We start from the raw sequence: 17,868 nt of genomic DNA, 5'->3' as shown, positions 1-17,868 counted from the left end.
GACGTGTCGTCAGCTATGGAGGCGCCCGTTGTGTCGGTGGCCGGGGCCGTCACCGCGGCGACACCGGTGGTGAATCGGCCGAGGACGCGGCGGAACGTGGTGGTGCCCACGGACAGGGCCTGCTCGCTCACGCGCGTCTCCCGGCGGTCCTCGGTTCCTGCGGTCTGGCCGGCTCAGGCTTCCAGGAGGTTCTGGGGACGGCCCTAAGGGGGGACTGAGGCGGGCCGTCCCCGCCCGGTGCGGCAGGGACGGCCGGCCCAGTGGGTGGCGGTCGGTCAGGCGACCTTGGCCCGCAGGCCGTCGCAGAGCACCGCGAAGATGCGCCGGGGCAGATCGGGGTCGCTCTGCTGGCGCTGGGTCGCGATGATGGTGCCCGCGACGAGGGCCATGATGTCGACGGTGTGGATGTCGCCGCGCACCGCACCGGCGGCCTGGGCTCGGGTGAGCAGGGCGCCGATGGCGGCGCGGAGTTCGATGCTGGCCGGGGTGCCGGGTTCGGCGATGTCGATGCCGGCTCCGGCCATCGCGTCGACCAGGTCGCGCTTGGTGCGGCCCTCCTCCACCATGTGGGCGAGGAAGCCGTAGAAGGCCTCGGGGGGCTCCTCGGCCGCTGCCAGCTTGCGGGCCTCGGCGGTCAGGTTCTCGACGCGTCGCAGGAACACCGCCTCGTAGAGTGCCTCTTTGGTGGCGAAGTGCCGGTACACCGTGCCGGCGCCGACGCCCGCGCGACGGGCGATCTCGTCGAGGGGCACCAGCTTGCCCTCTTCGGTGAAGGCGGCCTGGGCTGCTTCCAGGACCTTCGCCCGATTGCGGCGCGCATCGGCCCGCAAGGGCCTGGCGTCCGTCGTCTCCTTGGCCTTCTGCTGGCCATGCTGCTGGCGATGCTCGACGCCATGATCGTCAGCACGGCGCTGCCCGCCGTGGTCGGCGACCTGGGCGGCTTCGACCAGCTGGCCTGGGTGGTGGCCGTCTACCTGCTCACCTCCACGGTGTCCACACCGATCTGGGGCAAGCTGGGCGACCTCTACGGTCGTAAGCCGCTCTTCCTGGTGGCGATCGTCATCTTCCTCGTCGGCTCCGTCCTCTCCGGTCTGGCGCCGAACATGACGCTCCTGATCGTCTCCCGTGCCGTTCAGGGCATCGGGGCCGGCGGTCTGATCATCGGCGTGATGACGATCATCGGCATCCTCGCCAAGCCCGAGGAGCGCGGCCGCTACCAGAGCTACATCGCCGCACTCAGTGCGGTCGCCACCATCGGCGGGCCGCTCGTCGGTGGTGCTCTCACCGACCACCTGTCCTGGCGGTGGGCGTTCTACATCAACCTGCCGATCGGTCTGGTCGCGCTGCTGCTGATCTCGGCGAAGCTGCGGCTGCCGCACACCCGGGTGAGCCACAAGATCGACTACCTGGGCGCGCTGCTGCTGACCCTGGTGACCACCGCGGCCGTGCTGATCTCCGTCTGGGGCGGGACCACCTACGACTGGACCTCGCCGCAGATCCTGCTGCTCGCCGTGGTCGTAGTCGTCGGCATCGTCGTCACCATCGCGGTCGAGCGCCGCGCCGCCGAGCCGATCCTGCCGCTGCAGCTGTTCTCCAACCGGGACTTCACCGCCAGCCTGGCGCTCGGCTTCCTGGTCGGCATCGCCCTGTACGGGTCGATCACCTTCCTGCCGCTCTTCCTGCAGAACGTGCAGCACGCCTCCGCCACCAGCAGCGGTCTGCTGCTGCTCCCGGTGCTCGGCGGACAGCTGGTGACGTCCGTCTTCAGCGTGCGGGCGCTCAAGGGGCCGGGCCAGTACCGTCCGTTCTCCGTGATCGGCGGTGCGGCGCTGGCGGTCGGCGCCCTGCTGCTGGCGATGCTCGACGTGAACTCCGGCCACCTGGTGACCGCGCTGTCGATGGTGGTGTTCGGCATCGGTCTGGGGTTCCTGTTCCAGAACGTCCTGGTGATCACCCAGAACAGCGTCACCCCGAAGGACATCGGCGCGGCCAGTGGCGCCCTGACGTTCTTCCGCTCGGTCGGCGGCACCTTCGGCGTCGCGCTCTTCGCGGCGGTGTTCAACAACCGACTGCACGACGGCCTGGTGTCCAAGGTCTCGGCCGACCAGCTCGACGAGCTCACCGAGAACGGCGGACGACTCGGCTCCGACGCGCTCCAGGCGCTGCCGGAGGCGGCTCGCACCGCCTACGTCGAGGCGGTGGCACACGCCAATCAGGGCGTCTTCGGCTGGGCCCTGGTGTTCGGCGTGCTGGCCGTGATCGCCGGGCTCCTGCTGCGCGGAGCCCGCCAGGAGAAGGCGGCGGAGAAGACCGCGGACGCCACCACAGCCCGGGCCTGACGCACCCCCCGAGCAGAGGGCCCGAAGGCCCGCGCCCGCCACGACGTGTTCCGACACGCCGCGGCGGGCGCGGGCCGTTTTCCCGTTTCCGGCCGGCGGCGTCTCCCCGCCCGTCCGGCCCGTCGATTCAGCGGGTCTGGAAGCGCCCGTTTGGCCGACTCCGTAAGGCTTCTGTCCCATCTGACGGGCTGAGGAGGCACGGGCCAGGCGGCGAACGATCACGACCGGGAGATGCTCGACGCGCTCAAGTGGGCGACGACCGAACTCCACCGCACCAGAGAGCGGCTGGCCGACGCCGAGGCCTGGCGTCACGACCCTGTGGCCGTCGTCGCAGCCCGTACCGCCCGAGTACGAGGGCTTCATCGGCAACGGTAGTGCCGCGAGCATCGCCTCCGGACGGATCGCGTACACCCTCGGACTGGAGGGGCCGGCGATCACCGTCGACACCGCGTGCTCCTCCTCGTTGGTCGCGATCCACCTGGCCGCACGGCCGGAGCCGGAAAGCGGGCAGAGCACGAACGTCGGGGGACCGGACAGCAGTCCCTCAGCGGCGGGCGGGATGGTACCGGGCTGATCAGTCACCGGGATCTACCGTCTCGTCGGTCTTAAGGCACGCGGCGCTTCGGGAACGTGCCCGAGCAACTCCGCGGCGCCCGCGCGCGGACGCACGGGTGCCGCGAAGCCGAGCGACCATCGTCGGCGTGCTGCCTAAACCGGCCCTAACTGGGCTCTTGGCCTGAGGCCGATTCGTGGCCCGGGAGAGGCGGCCGGCGTCAGTCCGCCTGGCCGATCGTCGGGCGGGTCCGGGGCCGCTGGAGGGCGCGACCTGTCGGTGGTGGGTGTCCTCTGGTGTTTCGGTTCTCCGTCAGTAACATGAGTACTCCTCATGTTCTCTGCCGGGAGGCTGCCATGCCGGACCGCTACGACCTGCCGGCGGGGTTCCGCTGGGGTGCCGCCACCGCCGCCTACCAGATCGAGGGGGCGGTGGCGGAGGACGGCCGCGGCCCGTCCGTCTGGGACACCTTCGCTGCGCGGCCCGGCGCCGTGCGGGACGGACACACAGGTGCGGTGGCCTGCGACCACTACCACCGCTACTCCGAGGACATCGCCCTGATGAAGGGCCTCGGCCTCGACGGCTACCGCTTCTCCATCGCCTGGTCCCGCGTCCTGCCCGCCGGCAGCGGCCCGGTCAACCCGGCCGGCCTGGCCTTCTACGACCGCCTGGTCGACGCGCTCCTGGAAGCCGGCATCACCCCGCTGCCCACCCTCTTCCACTGGGACCTCCCGCAGGCCCTGGAAGACGGTGGCGGCTGGCTCAACCGCGAGACGGCGTATCGATTCGCCGACTACGCGGCCGTCGTCGCCGACCGCCTCGGCGACCGCGTCCCCGCCTGGATCACCCTCAACGAGCCCTTCGTCCACACCGTCTTCGGCTACGCCCTCGGCACCCACGCCCCCGGCCGCGCGCTGATGTTCGAGGCCCTCCCGGCGGCCCACCACCAGCTCCTCGCCCACGGGTTGGCCGCCTCCCTGCTCCACGAGCACGGCCTGGAGGTGATGCTCTCCAACAACCTCACCCTCGTCGAGCCGGCCACCTCCTCGGCCGAGGATGCCGCCGCCGCAGCGGCCTACGACGCCCTGCACAACCGCCTGTTCACCGACCCCGTCCTGCTCGGCCGCTACCCCGACCTCTCCGCCCTCGGCGTCCCCGACGACATCTTCGGCGCCGTCCGCCCCGGCGACACCGACCTCATCCACACCCCCGGCCTCGACGGCCTCGGCCTCAACTTCTACAACCCCACCCGCGTCGCCGCCCCCACCACCCCGGGCCTCCTCCCCTTCGACCTCGTCGACATCCCCGAAGCCCCCCACACCGCCTTCGGCTGGCCCGTCGTCCCCGACGCCCTGCGCCAACTGCTCCTCCGGCTAAGGGACTTCTACGGCAAGGCCCTCCCGCCCATCACCGTCACCGAGAACGGCTGCTCCGTCGACGAGTCCACCATCCCCGACCAGCCCCGCATCGACTACCTCGCCACCCACCTCGACGCCCTCGCCACCGCCATCGCCGAAGGCGTCGACGTCCGCGGCTACTACACCTGGTCCCTCCTCGACAATTTCGAATGGGCGGAGGGGTTCAATCAGCGCTTCGGCCTCGTCCACGTCGACTTCGCCACCCAGCGGCGCACGCCGAGGGCCTCCTACGCCTGGTACCGCGACCTGATCGCCGCCCACCGTGCCCGGTGCGGGAGGTAGGTCGAGTGAGAGAACTCGCCGTGGCCAACCGTTTTGACACTGCGTCAGTACTGATGTGTGTGCCGTGGAGGCCCCGGTGCGGCCGAACGCACTCGTGCATATCCCTTCGACAGCGTGAGCGTCACGTGACACCCTGGAATCAGCGTTGCTTCGGTACGGTAAGCCGGTCGTGCGCCTGTGCGCCGCCGACGCGAGCTGCTGCCAGGGTGGTCGCGCGACGTTCGACAAGAGAAGGGGTCGCCGATGGTGTCGGACCAGGCCGTGATCGGTTGCCCCGGGGTGTTGGTGATCGGCACCAGGGGAGCCGCCGGCCCTGGTGAGGTCCTGGTGAAGATCAGGGGCGGTTCGGAGTCCTTCCTCGCCTGGTCGGAGGGGCCCCTGCCGAAGGGGACGCCCGTCCTGGTGATCGAATCGCGTGGTACGCGCCAGGTCGACGTCATCGAGTGGACCGACCCGACCGACGACCCGTGGGCCGACCGTGCCGACGGCATTCGCTGAGGAGACAACCAGGATGTTCGGCTATCGTGTTCCCGCCCCCGACGAGGCGATGCTGATCTCAGGCGGACAGCGGGGCCTTGCGGGTGCGCCGTTCCGTGTGGTGACCGGACACGGCACGTTCGTGCTGCCGGTCTTCCGTAAGGTCCGCTTCCTGACTCTGGCGATGTGCGAGGCGGAGGTCGCGGAGACCTGCGTCACCAAGCAGGGCATTGCGCTGACGGTACGGGCGGTGATCGCGTTCAAGGTCGGCAACGACAGCGAGAGCATCGTCAACGCCGGCCAGCGCTTCCTGTCCGACCAGGATCAGATGTCCGTGCTGACCGGCCGGATCTTCGCCGGACACCTGCGTGCCATCATCGGCTCGATGACGGTCGAAGAGATCGTCACTGAGCGGCAGAAGCTCGCCACCGAGGTCCTGGACACCTCGAAGGCTGAGATGGCGAAAATCGGACTGATCGTGGACTCGCTTCAGATCCAGTCGATCGATGACGGAGATACCGGTTACATCGTCGCGATGTCGGCCCCGCATCGGGCGGCCATCCAGCGGCAGGCCCAGATCGCCCAGGCGCAGGCCGCCCAGGCCGCAGCGGAGGCGGAGCAACAGTCTGCCCGGCAGCAGGCCGAGTACGCTCGGCAGACGGCGGTGGTGAAGGCGCAGTACAGCGCCGAGGTGGACCAGGCGCAGGCGCAGGCCGCCCAGGCCGGCCCGCTGGCGCAGGCACACGCGCAGCAGGAGGTGCTGGCGGCACAGACCGAGCTGGCCCAGCGTGCGGCGGAGCTACGCCAGCAGCAGCTGGTCGCCGAGATCGTGAAGCCGGCGGAGGCGGAGGCCGAGCGGATCCGGGTCGTGGCGCAGGCCGAGGCGGAGCGGATGAAGATCCAGGCCGAGGCGGCGGCCTCGCATGACCGGGTGGCGCTGGATCGGATGCTGATCGACCAGTTGCCGCAGATCGTCAAGGAGGCGGCGGGCGGGCTCGCGGGCGCCAACGTGAACGTGCTCAATGGCACCGACGGCTTGGGCGAGATCGCGGCGGGCCTGGTCAGCCAGGGCCTGACGATCCTGGAGTCGGTCCGCAGCGGCCTGGGCACGCAGCAGGGCCGCGTTCATCAGAACGGCGAGCGGGCCGGGCTCGAGCCGGGACAGTAGGCGGAGTTTCCGGCCGCAGCTACCGGGCCGCCGCGCCCCGGGTGCGGTTCTCGGCGGTGAGCCGCTGAGCGCGCTGCTGCGGGTGCCGTGCGTTTCCGCGGTGGCTTCGAGGTAGCCGAGGATCTCGGGCTGGGTGGCGAAGGACCGGCTCCAGGGACGCGGGGCGAAGGCCTACAGCACGGACGGCACGTCGCAGCCGCACCCGGGATAGGTGTTGTCGCGCCAGGTGCCGCCGAGGCGGCCGGCCTTCTCCAGCAACACGACGTCGTCGATTCCGGTCTGGTGCAGTGCGATCACGGCGGCGATTCCGGACATCCCGGCGCCGATGACGACGACCTCCGTCCGCTGACAACTGCCGTCAATTCCTTCGCCGGTCACCAAGTCCCCTGCCTGCGTGGGTGAATGCCTCGGCCCGGCGTCTGCCGAGGCCGTGCGAGCTCTTCCGAGGTTCGTACGGGTGCCGGGCCTCCTGCGGCACCTGCCCCTTCGGGCCGTGCCGGCCCGGACCGTGCGGCGGCGCCCGCGGACTCCTCACGGGCCGCCGGTCGCCGGCGCCGCCCGGGTGTCCTGTACGGCCGGTACGCAGAACGCAGGGCCGGCGACGAGGTGAGTGGCGGGGCGGCGCGTTCCGCGGCAGCGGGCCGCGGGTGTCGTGGGGCGCCCGCGGCCCGCTGCTGGGACTAGCCGACCACCGCCGGGGAGCGGGGCGCCTCGGTGGCGGCCTTCGGCTGGTAGAACTCGGTGTGTCCTTCGACGTGGAGGTGGGGCAGGCGGCGGTCCAGCCAGGTGGGCAGCCACCAGTTGCCGCGGCCGAGGAGGTGCATCACGGCCGGTACCAGCAGCAGTCGGACCAGCGTCGCGTCGATCAGGATGGCCGACCCCATGCCGACGCCGATGACCTTGATCGGCAGGTCGGGTGCCGGGACGAAGGCCGCGAACACGGCGACCATGATGGCCGCCGCCGCGGTGATCACCCGCGCGGTGCCCGCCAGTCCGCTGACGATGGATTCCGCGTTGTCGCCGGTGCGCAGCCAAGCCTCACGCATCCGACTCACCAGGAAGACCTCGTAGTCCATCGAGAGGCCGAACAGGACGGCGAAGGTCAGCACCGGGACGAAGGCCGGCAGCGGGGTGGGGCTGTCGATGCCGATCAGGCGGCCGGCGGTGCCGCCTTCGAGGACGAGGGCGACCACGCCGTACGCGGCGCCGACGGAGAGCAGGTTCATCACCGCGGCCTTGAGGGCGACGGCGAGGCTGCGGAAGGCCACCAGGAGCAGGAGCATCGACACCGTGACCACGCCGCCGACCAGCAGCGGGATGCGGCGGGCGATGTTGTCGGTGCTGTCGATCGCGCTGGCGGTCGCCCCGCCGACGTGCACCCGGACGTCGGGGCCGACCGCGGCCGGGATGACGTGGTCGCGGAGGTCGCGGACCAGGGTCTTGGTGGCGCTGGACTGCGGACCGCTGTCCGGGACGACGGTGAGCAGCAGCGAGCGGCCGCCGGAACCGGGCACCGGAGGGGTCACGGCCGTGACGCCGGGCACCGCCTTCAGCGCGGTGGGCAGCGAGGCCGTCGCGTCGGCGGGGGTGCCCGGTGCCAACTCGGCGACCAGGACCAGCGGTCCGTTGCTGCCCGGTCCGAAGCCGGCGGCCACCGTGTCGTACGCCAGCCGGTTCGAGCGTCCGGCGGGGTCGTTGCCCGCGTCGGGAAAGCCGAAGCGCACGCCGAGGAACGGCGCCGCGAGCGCCAGCAGGACGACGACCCCGGTGAGGGCGCCGAGGATGCGGTGGCGCTCGACGAGCCTGCTCCAGCGCAGCCAGCCGGCGCCCGCCGGGCTCTCGCCCCGGGTGGCGCGGCGCTGGGGCAGGGGCAGCCGGAGGCGCTCGATGTGTCGGCCGAGGTAGCCGAGCAGGGCGGGGAAGAGAGTGGCGGACGCGGCGATCACGACGAACACGGAGAGGATCGCCGAGACCGCGGCGCCGCGCATGAACGACAGGCCCATCGCGAACAGCCCGAGCATGCTGACCACCACGGTCATGCCGGCGACCACGACCGCGCGGCCCGCGGTGTCCAGCGCGGCGACGGTGGCGGCCTCGGGTTCGAGCCCCTCGGCGCGCCACTCGCGGAACCGGGTGACCAGCAGCAGCGCGTAGTCGATGCCGACGCCGATGCCCAGCATCGCGGCGAGCGAGGTCGACCAGTCCGGGACCGGCATGAGTGCGGCGAGTACCGGCAGCAGGGCGCTGCTGACCGCGAGTCCGCCGAGCGCGGTGAGCAGCGGCAGGCCGGCGGCCACGACCGAGCCGAAGGTGATCACCAGGATCACGGCGGCGGCCGCGATGCCGATGCCCTCCGAGCCGATCGCGCCCTGCTCGGCCTGCTGGACCGTCATGCCTCCGAGGTGGACGCGCACGCCGCCGTCGACGGGGCGGGCGAGGTCGAGCAGCCGCTGGGTGTCCGCCTTCGGCATGTCGGGGGCGACGGCGACGTCCAGGTGGATCTGCCCGAGGGCGGTGCGGCCGTCGGCCGACACCTTGCCGCGCGGGCCGTACGGGTCGTCGATGCCGCTGACGTGCGGCACCTCGGCCATCCGGGCGAGCAGGGCCTTGACCCGGTCGCGGGTGGCGGCGTCGGTCACGCTGACGTCGGAGGTGAGCACCAGGCTGATCGATTCACCGCCCAGTCCGGGGAAGTCCCGTGCCAGCAGCTGCTGGGCCTGCTTGGAGTCCGAGCCGGGCGCGGTGTAGTCGGCGCTGTACTTGGCGCCGAGGCCGGCCGAGAGGCCGAAGGCCGCGCCGGCGGCGAGCAGCCAGAGCAGCACCGTGCGGCCCCGGTTCCGGAAGCTCCAGCCGGCTATTCGGCCGAGCGGGCCGGGTCTGTGTGGCCCGCTCTCCCCGGCGGCTGTCCGCCGCTCCTCGCGCAGTCCCTGGGACATGTGGTCCTCCGTACGTCGTCAGGGGCCCCGTCCCCCCGGCAAAGCGTTACGCTTCATAACGCGTCTTATGGCGCGTAACGTTTCCCTCGACGGGTACGGATTGTCAACGCGGTGACTGGCGCAGCGAGCCGATGGAGATGCGATGACGGGCGGGTCGACGGATGAGAGCAGGGGGCGCAGCCGCCGTGAGCGGCTGCGCGCCGACACCGTGGAGGAGATCAAGCACGCGGCCCTGGCCCTGATCGTCGAGCGCGGCGCCGCGAACCTCCGCTTCACCGACATCGCCCGCAGCATGGGGATGACCCCGCCCGCGTTGTACCGCTACTTCGCCGACCGGGACGAGCTGCTCACCGCCCTGGTCGCCGACTCGTACGACAGCCTGTCGGACGCGTTGACGCAGACGCGCGGGACCGTGCCGGCGGACGACCTGGACGGACGCTTCGTGGCCACCTGCACCGGCTACCGCACCTGGGCGCAGCGGAATCCGGAGCGCTTCGCCCTCATCTTCGGCTCCCCCGTGCCCGGGTACGCGGCCCCACCGGACGGACCGACCGTGGTGGCCGGTCGGCGGGCGATGGAGCACATGCTCGAACTCGTCGCCGACACGGCCGAACGCGGCCGGCTCGGCAGCCCGCTGGTGCCGGACGCGGCGGAGGCACTGATGCTGGCCTGGGCCACCGTGCACGGCTTCGTCACTCTTGAGGCACACGGCCACTTCCACACGCTCGACCAGGACGCGCGGGACCGCCTCTTCGCAGTCCAGGCGGGGGTTGCCGCGCGCACCGCGGGCCTGTCGCCGGCCGTGGGCCAGTGACGATCGAGGCCCGCGCGGCAGGCGGCCATGGTCCGGGCGGCGGGGACGGCGCCATCCGCGACGACTGCGCCTTTCCGACGCGCCTTTCCGACGCGCCGGCCGTCCAGTCTCGGTGCGATCGCCGAGCACCGGCGCGGCATCGTTCACCATCGGTGATCACTCCGGCGCCGATGCCGATCTCGCCGTGGAGGTAGACCAGGTTCCGGCTTCCTCGGCGGCACCCTCCGGGACGTCTTCCTCGGATCCGCCGCACAGGTGCGCAGCCGGATCAACACCAATGCCCTTGCCGCGGTGCGGGAGAGCCTCGGCTGGAGCGGGTCGCGAACCGGCGTGAACAGAGCATGAATCGTTGCCGCTCGGACCTCGTCCGATCGTGATCGAACGGGGAATTACCCTTTCAGGGAATTGACTTGACGGTTCGTTGGAACTGTCACGGCCGGTCGGTATGGTTGTCGCGGCGCGCCGGAGACCGGATGGCGGCGCCGGTGGGCCCGACGTGTGGACGGCAGACAGGAGTCGCCGCCGTGACCGATCCCCTTCCCGACCTGCTGCTGTTTCCGCACTGCGATCTGCACATGGCGCTGACCGGCACGCCGCCGCTCACCCTGACCCTGGCCACACGGACGGTGCGCAAGCCCGCGACGGACGGCTTCGACGTCGTTCCCGTCCGGTCGGCCGACTGCGAGGTCGAGTTCTTCGCCCCGTTCAACGACAAGGGGCACCGGTTCGACGGGGTGCCGACGTACCACAAGGAGACCGGGGTGGTCACGGCCACGGCCCCCGGGGTCTTCCTCTTCCAGGCCCACACCGGGGACCAGTACCTCGTCGGCCGGCTCCAGGTCCACCGGGCGGTCGTCGGCTGGTGGTTCGGCAACGACTCCCTCACCACCGCGCTCGACGCCACCGTCGCGCACGCCCAGCCGTCGCTGTACGCGAAGTTCAGCGACGACGCCGGTGTCGGCACGGACCTGATCGGCGACATCACCGGGCACGGGTACGTCCAGCTGGTGCCGGCCGACTCCCGGCAGCTCGCCGTGACGCCGACCGGCCGGGTCCGGGGCGTGACCGCCACCCAGCCGGGCGCCCCCTGGATGCTCTCGGGCCTGTTCCCGGGCCTGGGCGGGGCGCAGCTCCTGCCGGTGCAGGTCGTCGACTACGGCGCGCAGCACGCGCTGACGCAGGAATGGGGCGCCAGGGACTTGACGGGCCTCGACCGCAAGCACAACGTGCTGTTCCTCGCCGAGGGGTTCCGCGAGCAGGAGCGCGCGAAGTTCGACTCCATCGTCACCAGGACGATCCACGAGCTGTTCGAGAAGCCCGCGCACGAGCCGTACGGGATGCTGCGGGACGGTTTCAACGCCTTCACCTCCTTCACCCCCTCCCAACAGCACACCGTCACCTGCGGGTTCCGGGTCGCGGCGGGCGCGGAGACGGTCGAGGCGGGCCGGGCGAAGGGCGTCGGCTTCCCGATCCCGTCCAATGCGATCGGCGGCGGCACGCTGTACACCCTGGAGGAACTGGTCCACCTGGTGGGGCTGCCGATGCGCGGGGACCAGCGGGCGAACCTCCGGGCGACGTGGAAACAGCAGGACCTGGACGTCGACCCGGCCAAGGTCAGCGATGGCCTCATCACGGCCTGGAAGCAGCACCAGTCGGTCGGGATCCTGCACGCCCGCGACACCCTCTTCGGCTTCCAGCTGGGCGGCCGTCTCGCCGACCGTTCCTCCGGAACGGGCCTGGTGCGCAAGCCCGCCGACGACGGCGTGGGAACCCCGGGGGTCAAGGAGTTCGTCGCCAGGCTGTACGAGTTCTACCAGAGCGGGCCGACCCGGAGCGTGACCTTCGACCCGCGCCGGCACCCGCCGGAGCTGTACATGAGCGCGGGGGTGGTCAACCCCGCCAACACGCTGCTGCGCTACGTCCGGAGCCTGAGGGCCGCCGACCCGGCGGTGGCGGTCGGCGACCAGTGGCAGCCCGACGACACCAGGTACCAGCCCAGCCGGGGCCTGATCGCCATGATCGTCAACGACGGCGTGGACGGCGGGACCAACATCAACGGCCGGACCGTGACGGCCCAGACGGTCAACAAGTCCCAGGGGCTCTCCTACGTCTACGCCGATGCGACGGACCGGCGGGAACTGCGCCGCGACCCACCGTCCGACATCGCCGTGGACATCGACGGCATCATCGGGACGGTCGCCCACGAGTTCGGCCACAGCTTCAACCTGTCCGACGAGTACGAGGAGTTCGACGGCGGAGGCAGCGACGCGAACCGGACTGCGGACCTGTTCGGCGACAACGTGTCGGTGTTCGGATTCCTGCGGATCGGCCCGGGCACGGACCCGCAGGACCGGCGGATCGACGCGGACAAGGTCAAATGGCTCCAGCTGCCCCGCATCCGCACCGCCGCGGTCCTGCTGGCCGACTCGGTGAACGTGACCAGCCCGGTCCAGGGCATCAAACTCTCCATCGGCACCCGCGACACGGCGCAGTGGCAGCAGGCCCAGACGCTCTTCACCGAGGTGCGGCTGCGGGACTTCGGCCTGACGGCGTACGGCCGGCAACTCCCGCTGGACACCAGCCCCGCCCACTACCTGGACGGGCTGGTCGTCGGCAAGGTCCTCCCGGCGGAGGGCGCGATCATCCTCACCAGGGCGGGCAGCACCCCCTTCCCGACGTTCCGGACGGGATCGATCGTCTTCGTGCCGCTGAAGGACAGCCAGCACCAGCCGCTCCGCGTGGTGGAGCCGGAGGTCCTCACCTTCCTCCGGAACAACCCCGGTCCGCTCAACCTGGACCCGGACACCAGGAAGCGGAACCCCGACGAGGACACCCCCGTCGACATCCCGGGCTTCAGCCCGCCCTGCAAGAGCGCCCGGCTGATCGGGATCTACGAGGGCGGCGACACCTACTCCGCCTCCCACTACCGGCCGACCGGTCGCTGCAAGATGCGCAGCAGCGCCCAGGACTTCTGCCACGTCTGCGCCTGGCTGATCGTCAACCGGGTCGACCCCGCCTTCCACGCGCTCCTCGACAGGAAGTTCTACCCGGAGTCCAAGGAGGAGGCGAAGAAGCATGAGTGAGCCGGGCACCTTCGAACGGATCCTGGCGGAGGTCGGGCAGGCGCTGCTGCCGCTGCGCGACGCGCTGGCCACCCCGGCGGCGTTCGCCGGGCTGCTGCGCCGCCTGGGCTGGAGCGTCACGGACATCCCGCAGCCCTTCGTCGACCTGCGCAACGCCGTCGAGACGCTCTACGACAGCCTGCACACCCTGCTGGGCGACGGCGGGTTGAACGTCGACGGCACGGTCGGCGACGGCGGGGCCGCCGCGTCGGCCTCCTTCTCGCCGGACGACGTGAAGCGGGCCCTCGGCGCCGTCCAGGCGCTCATCAAGGGCATCCACGCGATCACCGACGCACCGGCCTCCGCCATCCCCGACGCGCTGCGCGCGGACGGCTTCCTCACACTCTTCCCCGGCCAGCTCCTCGACTTCCTGATCGTCACCTACCTGCAGCGCTACCACCCGAACCTGGGCTTCGCCCTGCGCAGCCTCGGCGTGGTCAAGGCCCGGTACACCCCGGCGGCCGGCTCCCGCCCGCCGTACGTGCACCTCGGCCTCGACCTCGGCGACCTGCCCCGGGCGCTCGCCGACCCCTCACAGGTGCTGAAGGACGCCTTCGGCTGGGGCACCGCCGACTTCGACCACCCGGCGCTGCTCTCCCAGCTCGACAACCTGCTGCGGACCGTCGGCGCCAACGTCGAGACCCGGCCGGTCCCGCCGTCGACCGCGCTGGCCGTCCAGGGCTCCCCGCCGGACCCGTTCGGGCCGCCGCCCACCACGCTGGCCGCCGTCCTCTTCCAACGCGTCCGGCCCTCGGCCGGGATGGCCGCCGCGGTCCGGCTGCTGCCGCTGCCCGCCGCCGACAGCGCCCCGCCGGGCCTCGCGCTGCTGCCCTCGTTCACCGGCCGCCAGGGCTTCCGCTTCGAGCTCGGGCCGGACATCGCCGTCACCATCCGGGGCGACCTGGACCTCCAGGGCGGCGTCGCGCTGCTGGTGCGCCCCGGCCGGGGCGTCGAGATGGTGCTCGGCTTCGAGTCGCCCACCGGACCGGTCCACGCCAAGGGCTCGATCGACGTCCAGGTGGAGCGCTCCGGCCCGACCGGCCGGCCGCAGGTGCTGTTCGGCCCGGCCGACGGCACCCGACTCCAGCTGCGCCGGATCTCCGGCGCGGGCGGGGTCCGGCTGGTCGGGGACGCCGTCGACTTCTTCGCCGAATTCGGCCTGGAGGGGCTGGAGTTCGTCCTCTCGTCGGCCGGCGCGGACGGCTTCGTCGGCGCCGTCCTGCCGGCCGGCGGGTTCACCGTCGGCGCGGACCTCACCGTCGGCGTCTCGTACCGGCAGGGCTTCTACTTCCGCGGCACCTCCAATCTGGAGATCCAGCTCCCGACGCACCTGGAGCTCGGCCCGCTGGAGATCCAGGGCCTGACGATCTCCGCCTCGCCCGGCCCGGACGGGCTGCCGATCGGCCTCGGCGTGTCGTTCCGCGCCCAACTCGGCCCGGTCACCGCCGTCGTGGAGCAGATCGGCCTCTCCGCCGACATCGCGTTCCGGTCCAAGGGCGACGGCAACCTGGGCCCGGTCGACCTCTCCTTCGGGTTCAGACCGCCCAAGGGCGTGGGCCTGGCTGTGGACGCCGGGCCGGTCAAGGGCGGCGGGTACCTGTACTTCGACCCCGACCACGGCGAGTACGCCGGCGCCCTCGACCTCGAGTTCGCCGGACTGGTCGAGCTCAAGGCGATCGGCCTGATCAGCACCCGGATGCCCGACGGCGGCGACGGCTTCTCGCTGCTGATCGTGATCACCACCGACTTCGGCGCCACCGGCATCCAACTCGGCTACGGGTTCACCCTGTTGGCCGTCGGCGGGCTGATCGGACTCAACCGCGGGATGAACCTGAAGGCCCTGGCGGAGGGCGTCCGGACCGGCTCGGTCGAGTCGGTGATGTTCCCCCGGGACGTCATCGCCAACGCCCCCCGGATCCTCTCCGACCTGCGCCGCTTCTTCCCGCCCGAGCAGGGCCGGTTCCTGATCGGGCCGATGGCGAAGATCGGTTGGGGGACCCCGACCCTGGTCAGCGTCTCGCTCGGGGTCGTCGTCGAGATCCCGCCCGGGAACATCGCCGTCCTCGGGGTGCTGCGGTGCGTCCTGCCCAGCGCGGACCTGCCACTGCTGGTGCTCCAGGTCGACTTCGTGGGCGCGCTGGAGGTCGACAAGTCGAGGCTGTGGTTCTTCGCCGAACTCTTCGACTCGCACATCCTCACGATGACCATCGACGGCGGGATGGGCCTGCTGGTCGCCTGGGGCGACTCACCGGACTTCGTCCTGACGGTCGGCGGCTTCCACCCGTCCTTCAAACCGCCGGCCCTGCCCTTCCCGGTCCCCAAGCGGCTCTCGGTGGACATCCTCAACCGCCCCGGCCAACTGATCCGGGTCTCCGGCTACTTCGCGGTCACCAGCAACACCGTCCAGTTCGGCGCGGCGGCCGAACTCCGTCTGGGCTTCGGCGGGTTCGGCGTCGAAGGACACCTCTCCTTCGACGCGATGTTCCGCTTCTCGCCGTTCGCCTTCACCATCGCGATCTCCGCCGGGGTCACCCTGAAGGCCTTCGGTGTCGGCGTCTTCGGCATCGACCTGCGCTTCGAACTCGAGGGCCCCTCGCCGTGGCGCGCGCACGGCCGCGGCTCCATCTCCCTGCTGTTCTTCGAGATCTCCGCGGACTTCGACATCTCCTGGGGCGAGGAGCACAACACCACCCTGCCACCGGTGGCCGTGCTCCCGCTGCTGGCGGGCGAGTTCGCCAAGACCGAGGGCTGGCAGACCCGGTTGCCCTCGGGCGGCACCAACCCCCTCGTCACCCTCCGGCAGCTGCCCGACACCGACCAACTGGTGCTCCACCCGCTCGGCACGCTCTTCGTCCGCCAGCGCGCGATCCCGCTGGACGTCCGCCTCGACCGGATCGGCGCGCAGCGGCCCGGCGACGGCCGACGGTTCGGCATCGCGCCCGCGCCGGACAGCGGGCTGGTCCGGGTCTCCGTCACCGGCGACAAGTTCGCGATGGCGCAGTTCCAGGACATGGACGACGCCGCCAAGCTCTCCCGGCCGGCGTACGAGAGCCAGGACGCCGGACTGGAACTGACGGCGGCCGCCGGCACCCTGCTCTCGCCGCGGGTGGTCCGCCGCAGCGCCCGGTACGACCTGCACATCATCGACAGCGGGGTGCCCACGAGCGCCGCCGCCGCCCGCCGGGTGGTCCCGATGGCGGCCCGCACCGCCGCCCCCGCGCCCAAGCGCTTCCACAACGTCAGTCCCGCGGTGTTCAACCAGCTGCTCCAGGGCAGCAGCACCAGCCGCTCGCCGGTCTCGCAGCGGGAGTCCAGGCTCCGTCAGCCCTTCCCGGCGGAGGAGACGGTACGGCTCACCGACCGGCGCTACGTCGTCGCCAACCTCCGCAACAACGTCCAGGCCCACCCGCCGGCCGGCGGCCTCGCCGCCGCGACCTTCCGCAGCCGGACCACCGCGCTGGACGCCCTCGCCGACTGGATCGGCCAGGACGGCAGCCTCGCGGACCGGCTGCACGTCATCCCGGAGGAGGAGGCGGTGGGCTCGCCGACCGCGCCGGGGAGCTGGACCTCCGCCGGCAGCCTCCCGTCCGCCGCCCGGGGCATCGAGGCGGTCCGGCTGACCAGCGGCAGGGTGCTGGTGGCCGGGGGAGCGGACGCCACCGGCGCGGCACTGGCCACCGCCGCCCTGTTCGACCCGGTCGCCGCCGCCTGGACGGCCGCCCCGCCGCTGGCGGCCGCCCGCCGAGGGCACACCGCGACCAGGCTCGGCGACGGCCGGGTGGTCGTGGTGGGCGGCCGCTCCGCCGACGGCCGGGTGCTCGGCACGGCGGAGGTCTACGACCCGGCCCCGGGCACCTGGGCAGCCACCGCCGGCGCGCTGACCACCGCCCGGCACGGGCACGCGGCGACCGCCCTGCCCGACGGCAGGCTGCTGGTCACCGGGGGCACCGGCGCGGACGGCCGGGCGCTGGCCACCGTGGAGCTGCTGGACCCGGTCGCCCGGACCTGGTCCGCCACCGGCCCGCCGATGACCGACCCCCGGACCGGACACCAGGCCGTCCTGCTGAAGAACGGCAAGGTCCTGGTGGTCGGCGGTGCGCTGCCCACCGGCGGGCCGGAGGCCGCCCTGGCCCACTGCGAACTCCACGACCCGACGACGGGCTCCTGGGCTCCGACCGGCAGCCTGCTGACCGCCCGCAAAGGCCACCAGGCCACCCTGCTCGCCGACGGCCGCGTCCTGGTCACCGGCGGCGACGCGGTGGCCGGAGCAGCGGCCGGACCGGTGGCCGACCCGGGCGGCTACGACCCGCACAGCCTCGCCACCGCCGAGGTCTACGACCCGGCCACCGGCACCTGGACGGCCCTCGGCCCGATGCCCGGCGGCCGCCGCGCCCACCGCTGCCTGGCCCTGCGCTCGGGCCTGGTCCTGGTCGTCGGCGGCACCGGCGGCCCGGCCTTCGCGGCGGGCCACCGCAACGTGACCGTCCTGGACCCGGCCACCGGCACCTGGACGGCCACCGGGCACCTCGCCGCCGGCCGGTCCGACTTCGCCGCCGTGGAGCTGACGGACGGCCGGGTGCTGGTGGCCGGCGGCACCGCGCTGGCCGGCGCCGCCGCCCCCGGCCCCGACCCGACCGAACTCGCCGCCACCGCCGAGTTGTACGTCCCCTGACGGCGGAAGCCCTGACGACGGAAGCCCACGACGGAAGCCCACGACCGAAGCCCACGACCGAAGCCCACGACGGCAGCCCTGACGACG

Annotated in this window: 11 protein-coding genes and 1 pseudogene; 9 read left to right on the top strand and 3 right to left on the bottom strand. The window is 72.2% G+C overall.

Features of this window, described 5'->3' with window-relative positions; all coding sequences use genetic code 11:
- Positions 1-275: 275 nt before the first annotated feature.
- Positions 276-830, bottom strand: a complete 555-nt coding sequence (locus ABTY61_RS15785) for a TetR/AcrR family transcriptional regulator (RefSeq protein WP_350505542.1) — start codon at positions 828-830, stop codon at positions 276-278.
- Here ABTY61_RS15785 and ABTY61_RS15780 point away from each other — a divergent pair.
- From ABTY61_RS15780 to ABTY61_RS15755, 6 genes and pseudogenes are all read left to right on the top strand, one after another.
- Positions 780-2,339 carry an MDR family MFS transporter gene (locus tag ABTY61_RS15780; protein ID WP_350505696.1) on the top strand — a complete coding sequence of 520 codons (1,560 nt, stop codon included), beginning with the start codon at positions 780-782 and terminating at the stop codon, positions 2,337-2,339. The two genes, ABTY61_RS15785 and ABTY61_RS15780, sit on opposite strands and share 51 nt — an antisense overlap.
- Positions 2,340-2,570: 231 nt before the next feature.
- Entirely contained in the window at positions 2,571-2,714 is a 144-nt protein-coding gene (locus ABTY61_RS15775; protein ID WP_350505541.1) for a polyketide synthase docking domain-containing protein, read from the top strand.
- Between the two features lie 7 nt (positions 2,715-2,721).
- Positions 2,722-2,829 (top strand): annotated as a pseudogene (locus tag ABTY61_RS41995) (beta-ketoacyl synthase N-terminal-like domain-containing protein); the annotation flags it as partial.
- A gap of 419 nt (positions 2,830-3,248) precedes the next feature.
- A complete protein-coding gene (locus tag ABTY61_RS15765) occupies positions 3,249-4,592 on the top strand; it encodes a GH1 family beta-glucosidase (RefSeq protein ID WP_350505540.1) in 1,344 nt (447 codons plus the stop codon).
- Positions 4,593-4,835: 243 nt separating this feature from the next.
- Positions 4,836-5,090 carry an NfeD C-terminal domain-containing protein gene (locus ABTY61_RS15760; RefSeq protein WP_350505539.1) on the top strand — a complete coding sequence of 85 codons (255 nt, stop codon included), beginning with the start codon at positions 4,836-4,838 and terminating at the stop codon, positions 5,088-5,090.
- Positions 5,091-5,103: 13 nt separating this feature from the next.
- On the top strand, positions 5,104-6,237 hold the full coding sequence (locus ABTY61_RS15755; RefSeq protein ID WP_350505538.1) for an SPFH domain-containing protein: 1,134 nt from the start codon (positions 5,104-5,106) through the stop codon (positions 6,235-6,237).
- A gap of 171 nt (positions 6,238-6,408) precedes the next feature.
- Here ABTY61_RS15755 and ABTY61_RS15750 read toward each other — a convergent pair whose 3' ends face one another.
- Complete coding sequence (locus ABTY61_RS15750) at positions 6,409-6,615, bottom strand: NAD(P)-binding protein (protein ID WP_350505537.1); 207 nt, start codon at positions 6,613-6,615, stop codon at positions 6,409-6,411.
- Between the two features lie 302 nt (positions 6,616-6,917).
- Positions 6,918-9,173 (bottom strand): MMPL family transporter, encoded by a 2,256-nt coding sequence (locus tag ABTY61_RS15745; protein ID WP_350505536.1) that lies wholly within the window; start codon positions 9,171-9,173, stop codon positions 6,918-6,920.
- 142 nt (positions 9,174-9,315) lie between these two features.
- Here ABTY61_RS15745 and ABTY61_RS15740 point away from each other — a divergent pair, with 142 nt between their 5' ends.
- The 3 genes from ABTY61_RS15740 to ABTY61_RS15730 all read left to right on the top strand — a co-directional run bounded on the left by ABTY61_RS15740 (position 9,316) and on the right by ABTY61_RS15730 (position 17,781).
- A complete protein-coding gene (locus tag ABTY61_RS15740) occupies positions 9,316-9,987 on the top strand; it encodes a TetR/AcrR family transcriptional regulator (protein ID WP_350505535.1) in 672 nt (223 codons plus the stop codon).
- 524 nt (positions 9,988-10,511) lie between these two features.
- Entirely contained in the window at positions 10,512-13,070 is a 2,559-nt protein-coding gene (locus ABTY61_RS15735) for a hypothetical protein (protein ID WP_350505534.1), read from the top strand.
- Positions 13,063-17,781: a DUF6603 domain-containing protein gene (locus tag ABTY61_RS15730; RefSeq protein WP_350505533.1), complete on the top strand. Its 4,719-nt coding sequence runs from the start codon at positions 13,063-13,065 to the stop codon at positions 17,779-17,781. Before ABTY61_RS15735 ends, ABTY61_RS15730 begins: the two co-directional genes overlap by 8 nt.
- The last annotated feature ends 87 nt before the right edge of the window (positions 17,782-17,868 follow it).

The organism is Kitasatospora sp. NPDC096128 (genome assembly GCF_040303105.1).
GTDB lineage: Bacteria > Actinomycetota > Actinomycetes > Streptomycetales > Streptomycetaceae > Kitasatospora.
Note: the sequence above shows the minus strand (reverse complement) of the source record. Positions and strands in the feature narration are given on the sequence as shown.

Bases quoted from the DNA above. Each gene is read 5' to 3' on its own strand.
- ABTY61_RS15765 (WP_350505540.1), top strand. From the start codon at position 3,249: ATGCCGGACCGCTACGACCTGCCGGCGGGGTTCCGCTGGGGTGCCGCC.
- ABTY61_RS15755 (WP_350505538.1), top strand. From the start codon at position 5,104: ATGTTCGGCTATCGTGTTCCCGCCCCCGACGAGGCGATGCTGATCTCA.
- ABTY61_RS15760 (WP_350505539.1), top strand. From the start codon at position 4,836: ATGGTGTCGGACCAGGCCGTGATCGGTTGCCCCGGGGTGTTGGTGATC.
- ABTY61_RS15740 (WP_350505535.1), top strand. From the start codon at position 9,316: ATGACGGGCGGGTCGACGGATGAGAGCAGGGGGCGCAGCCGCCGTGAG.
- ABTY61_RS15745 (WP_350505536.1), bottom strand. From the start codon at position 9,173: ATGTCCCAGGGACTGCGCGAGGAGCGGCGGACAGCCGCCGGGGAGAGC.
- ABTY61_RS15775 (WP_350505541.1), top strand. From the start codon at position 2,571: ATGCTCGACGCGCTCAAGTGGGCGACGACCGAACTCCACCGCACCAGA.
- ABTY61_RS15730 (WP_350505533.1), top strand. From the start codon at position 13,063: ATGAGTGAGCCGGGCACCTTCGAACGGATCCTGGCGGAGGTCGGGCAG.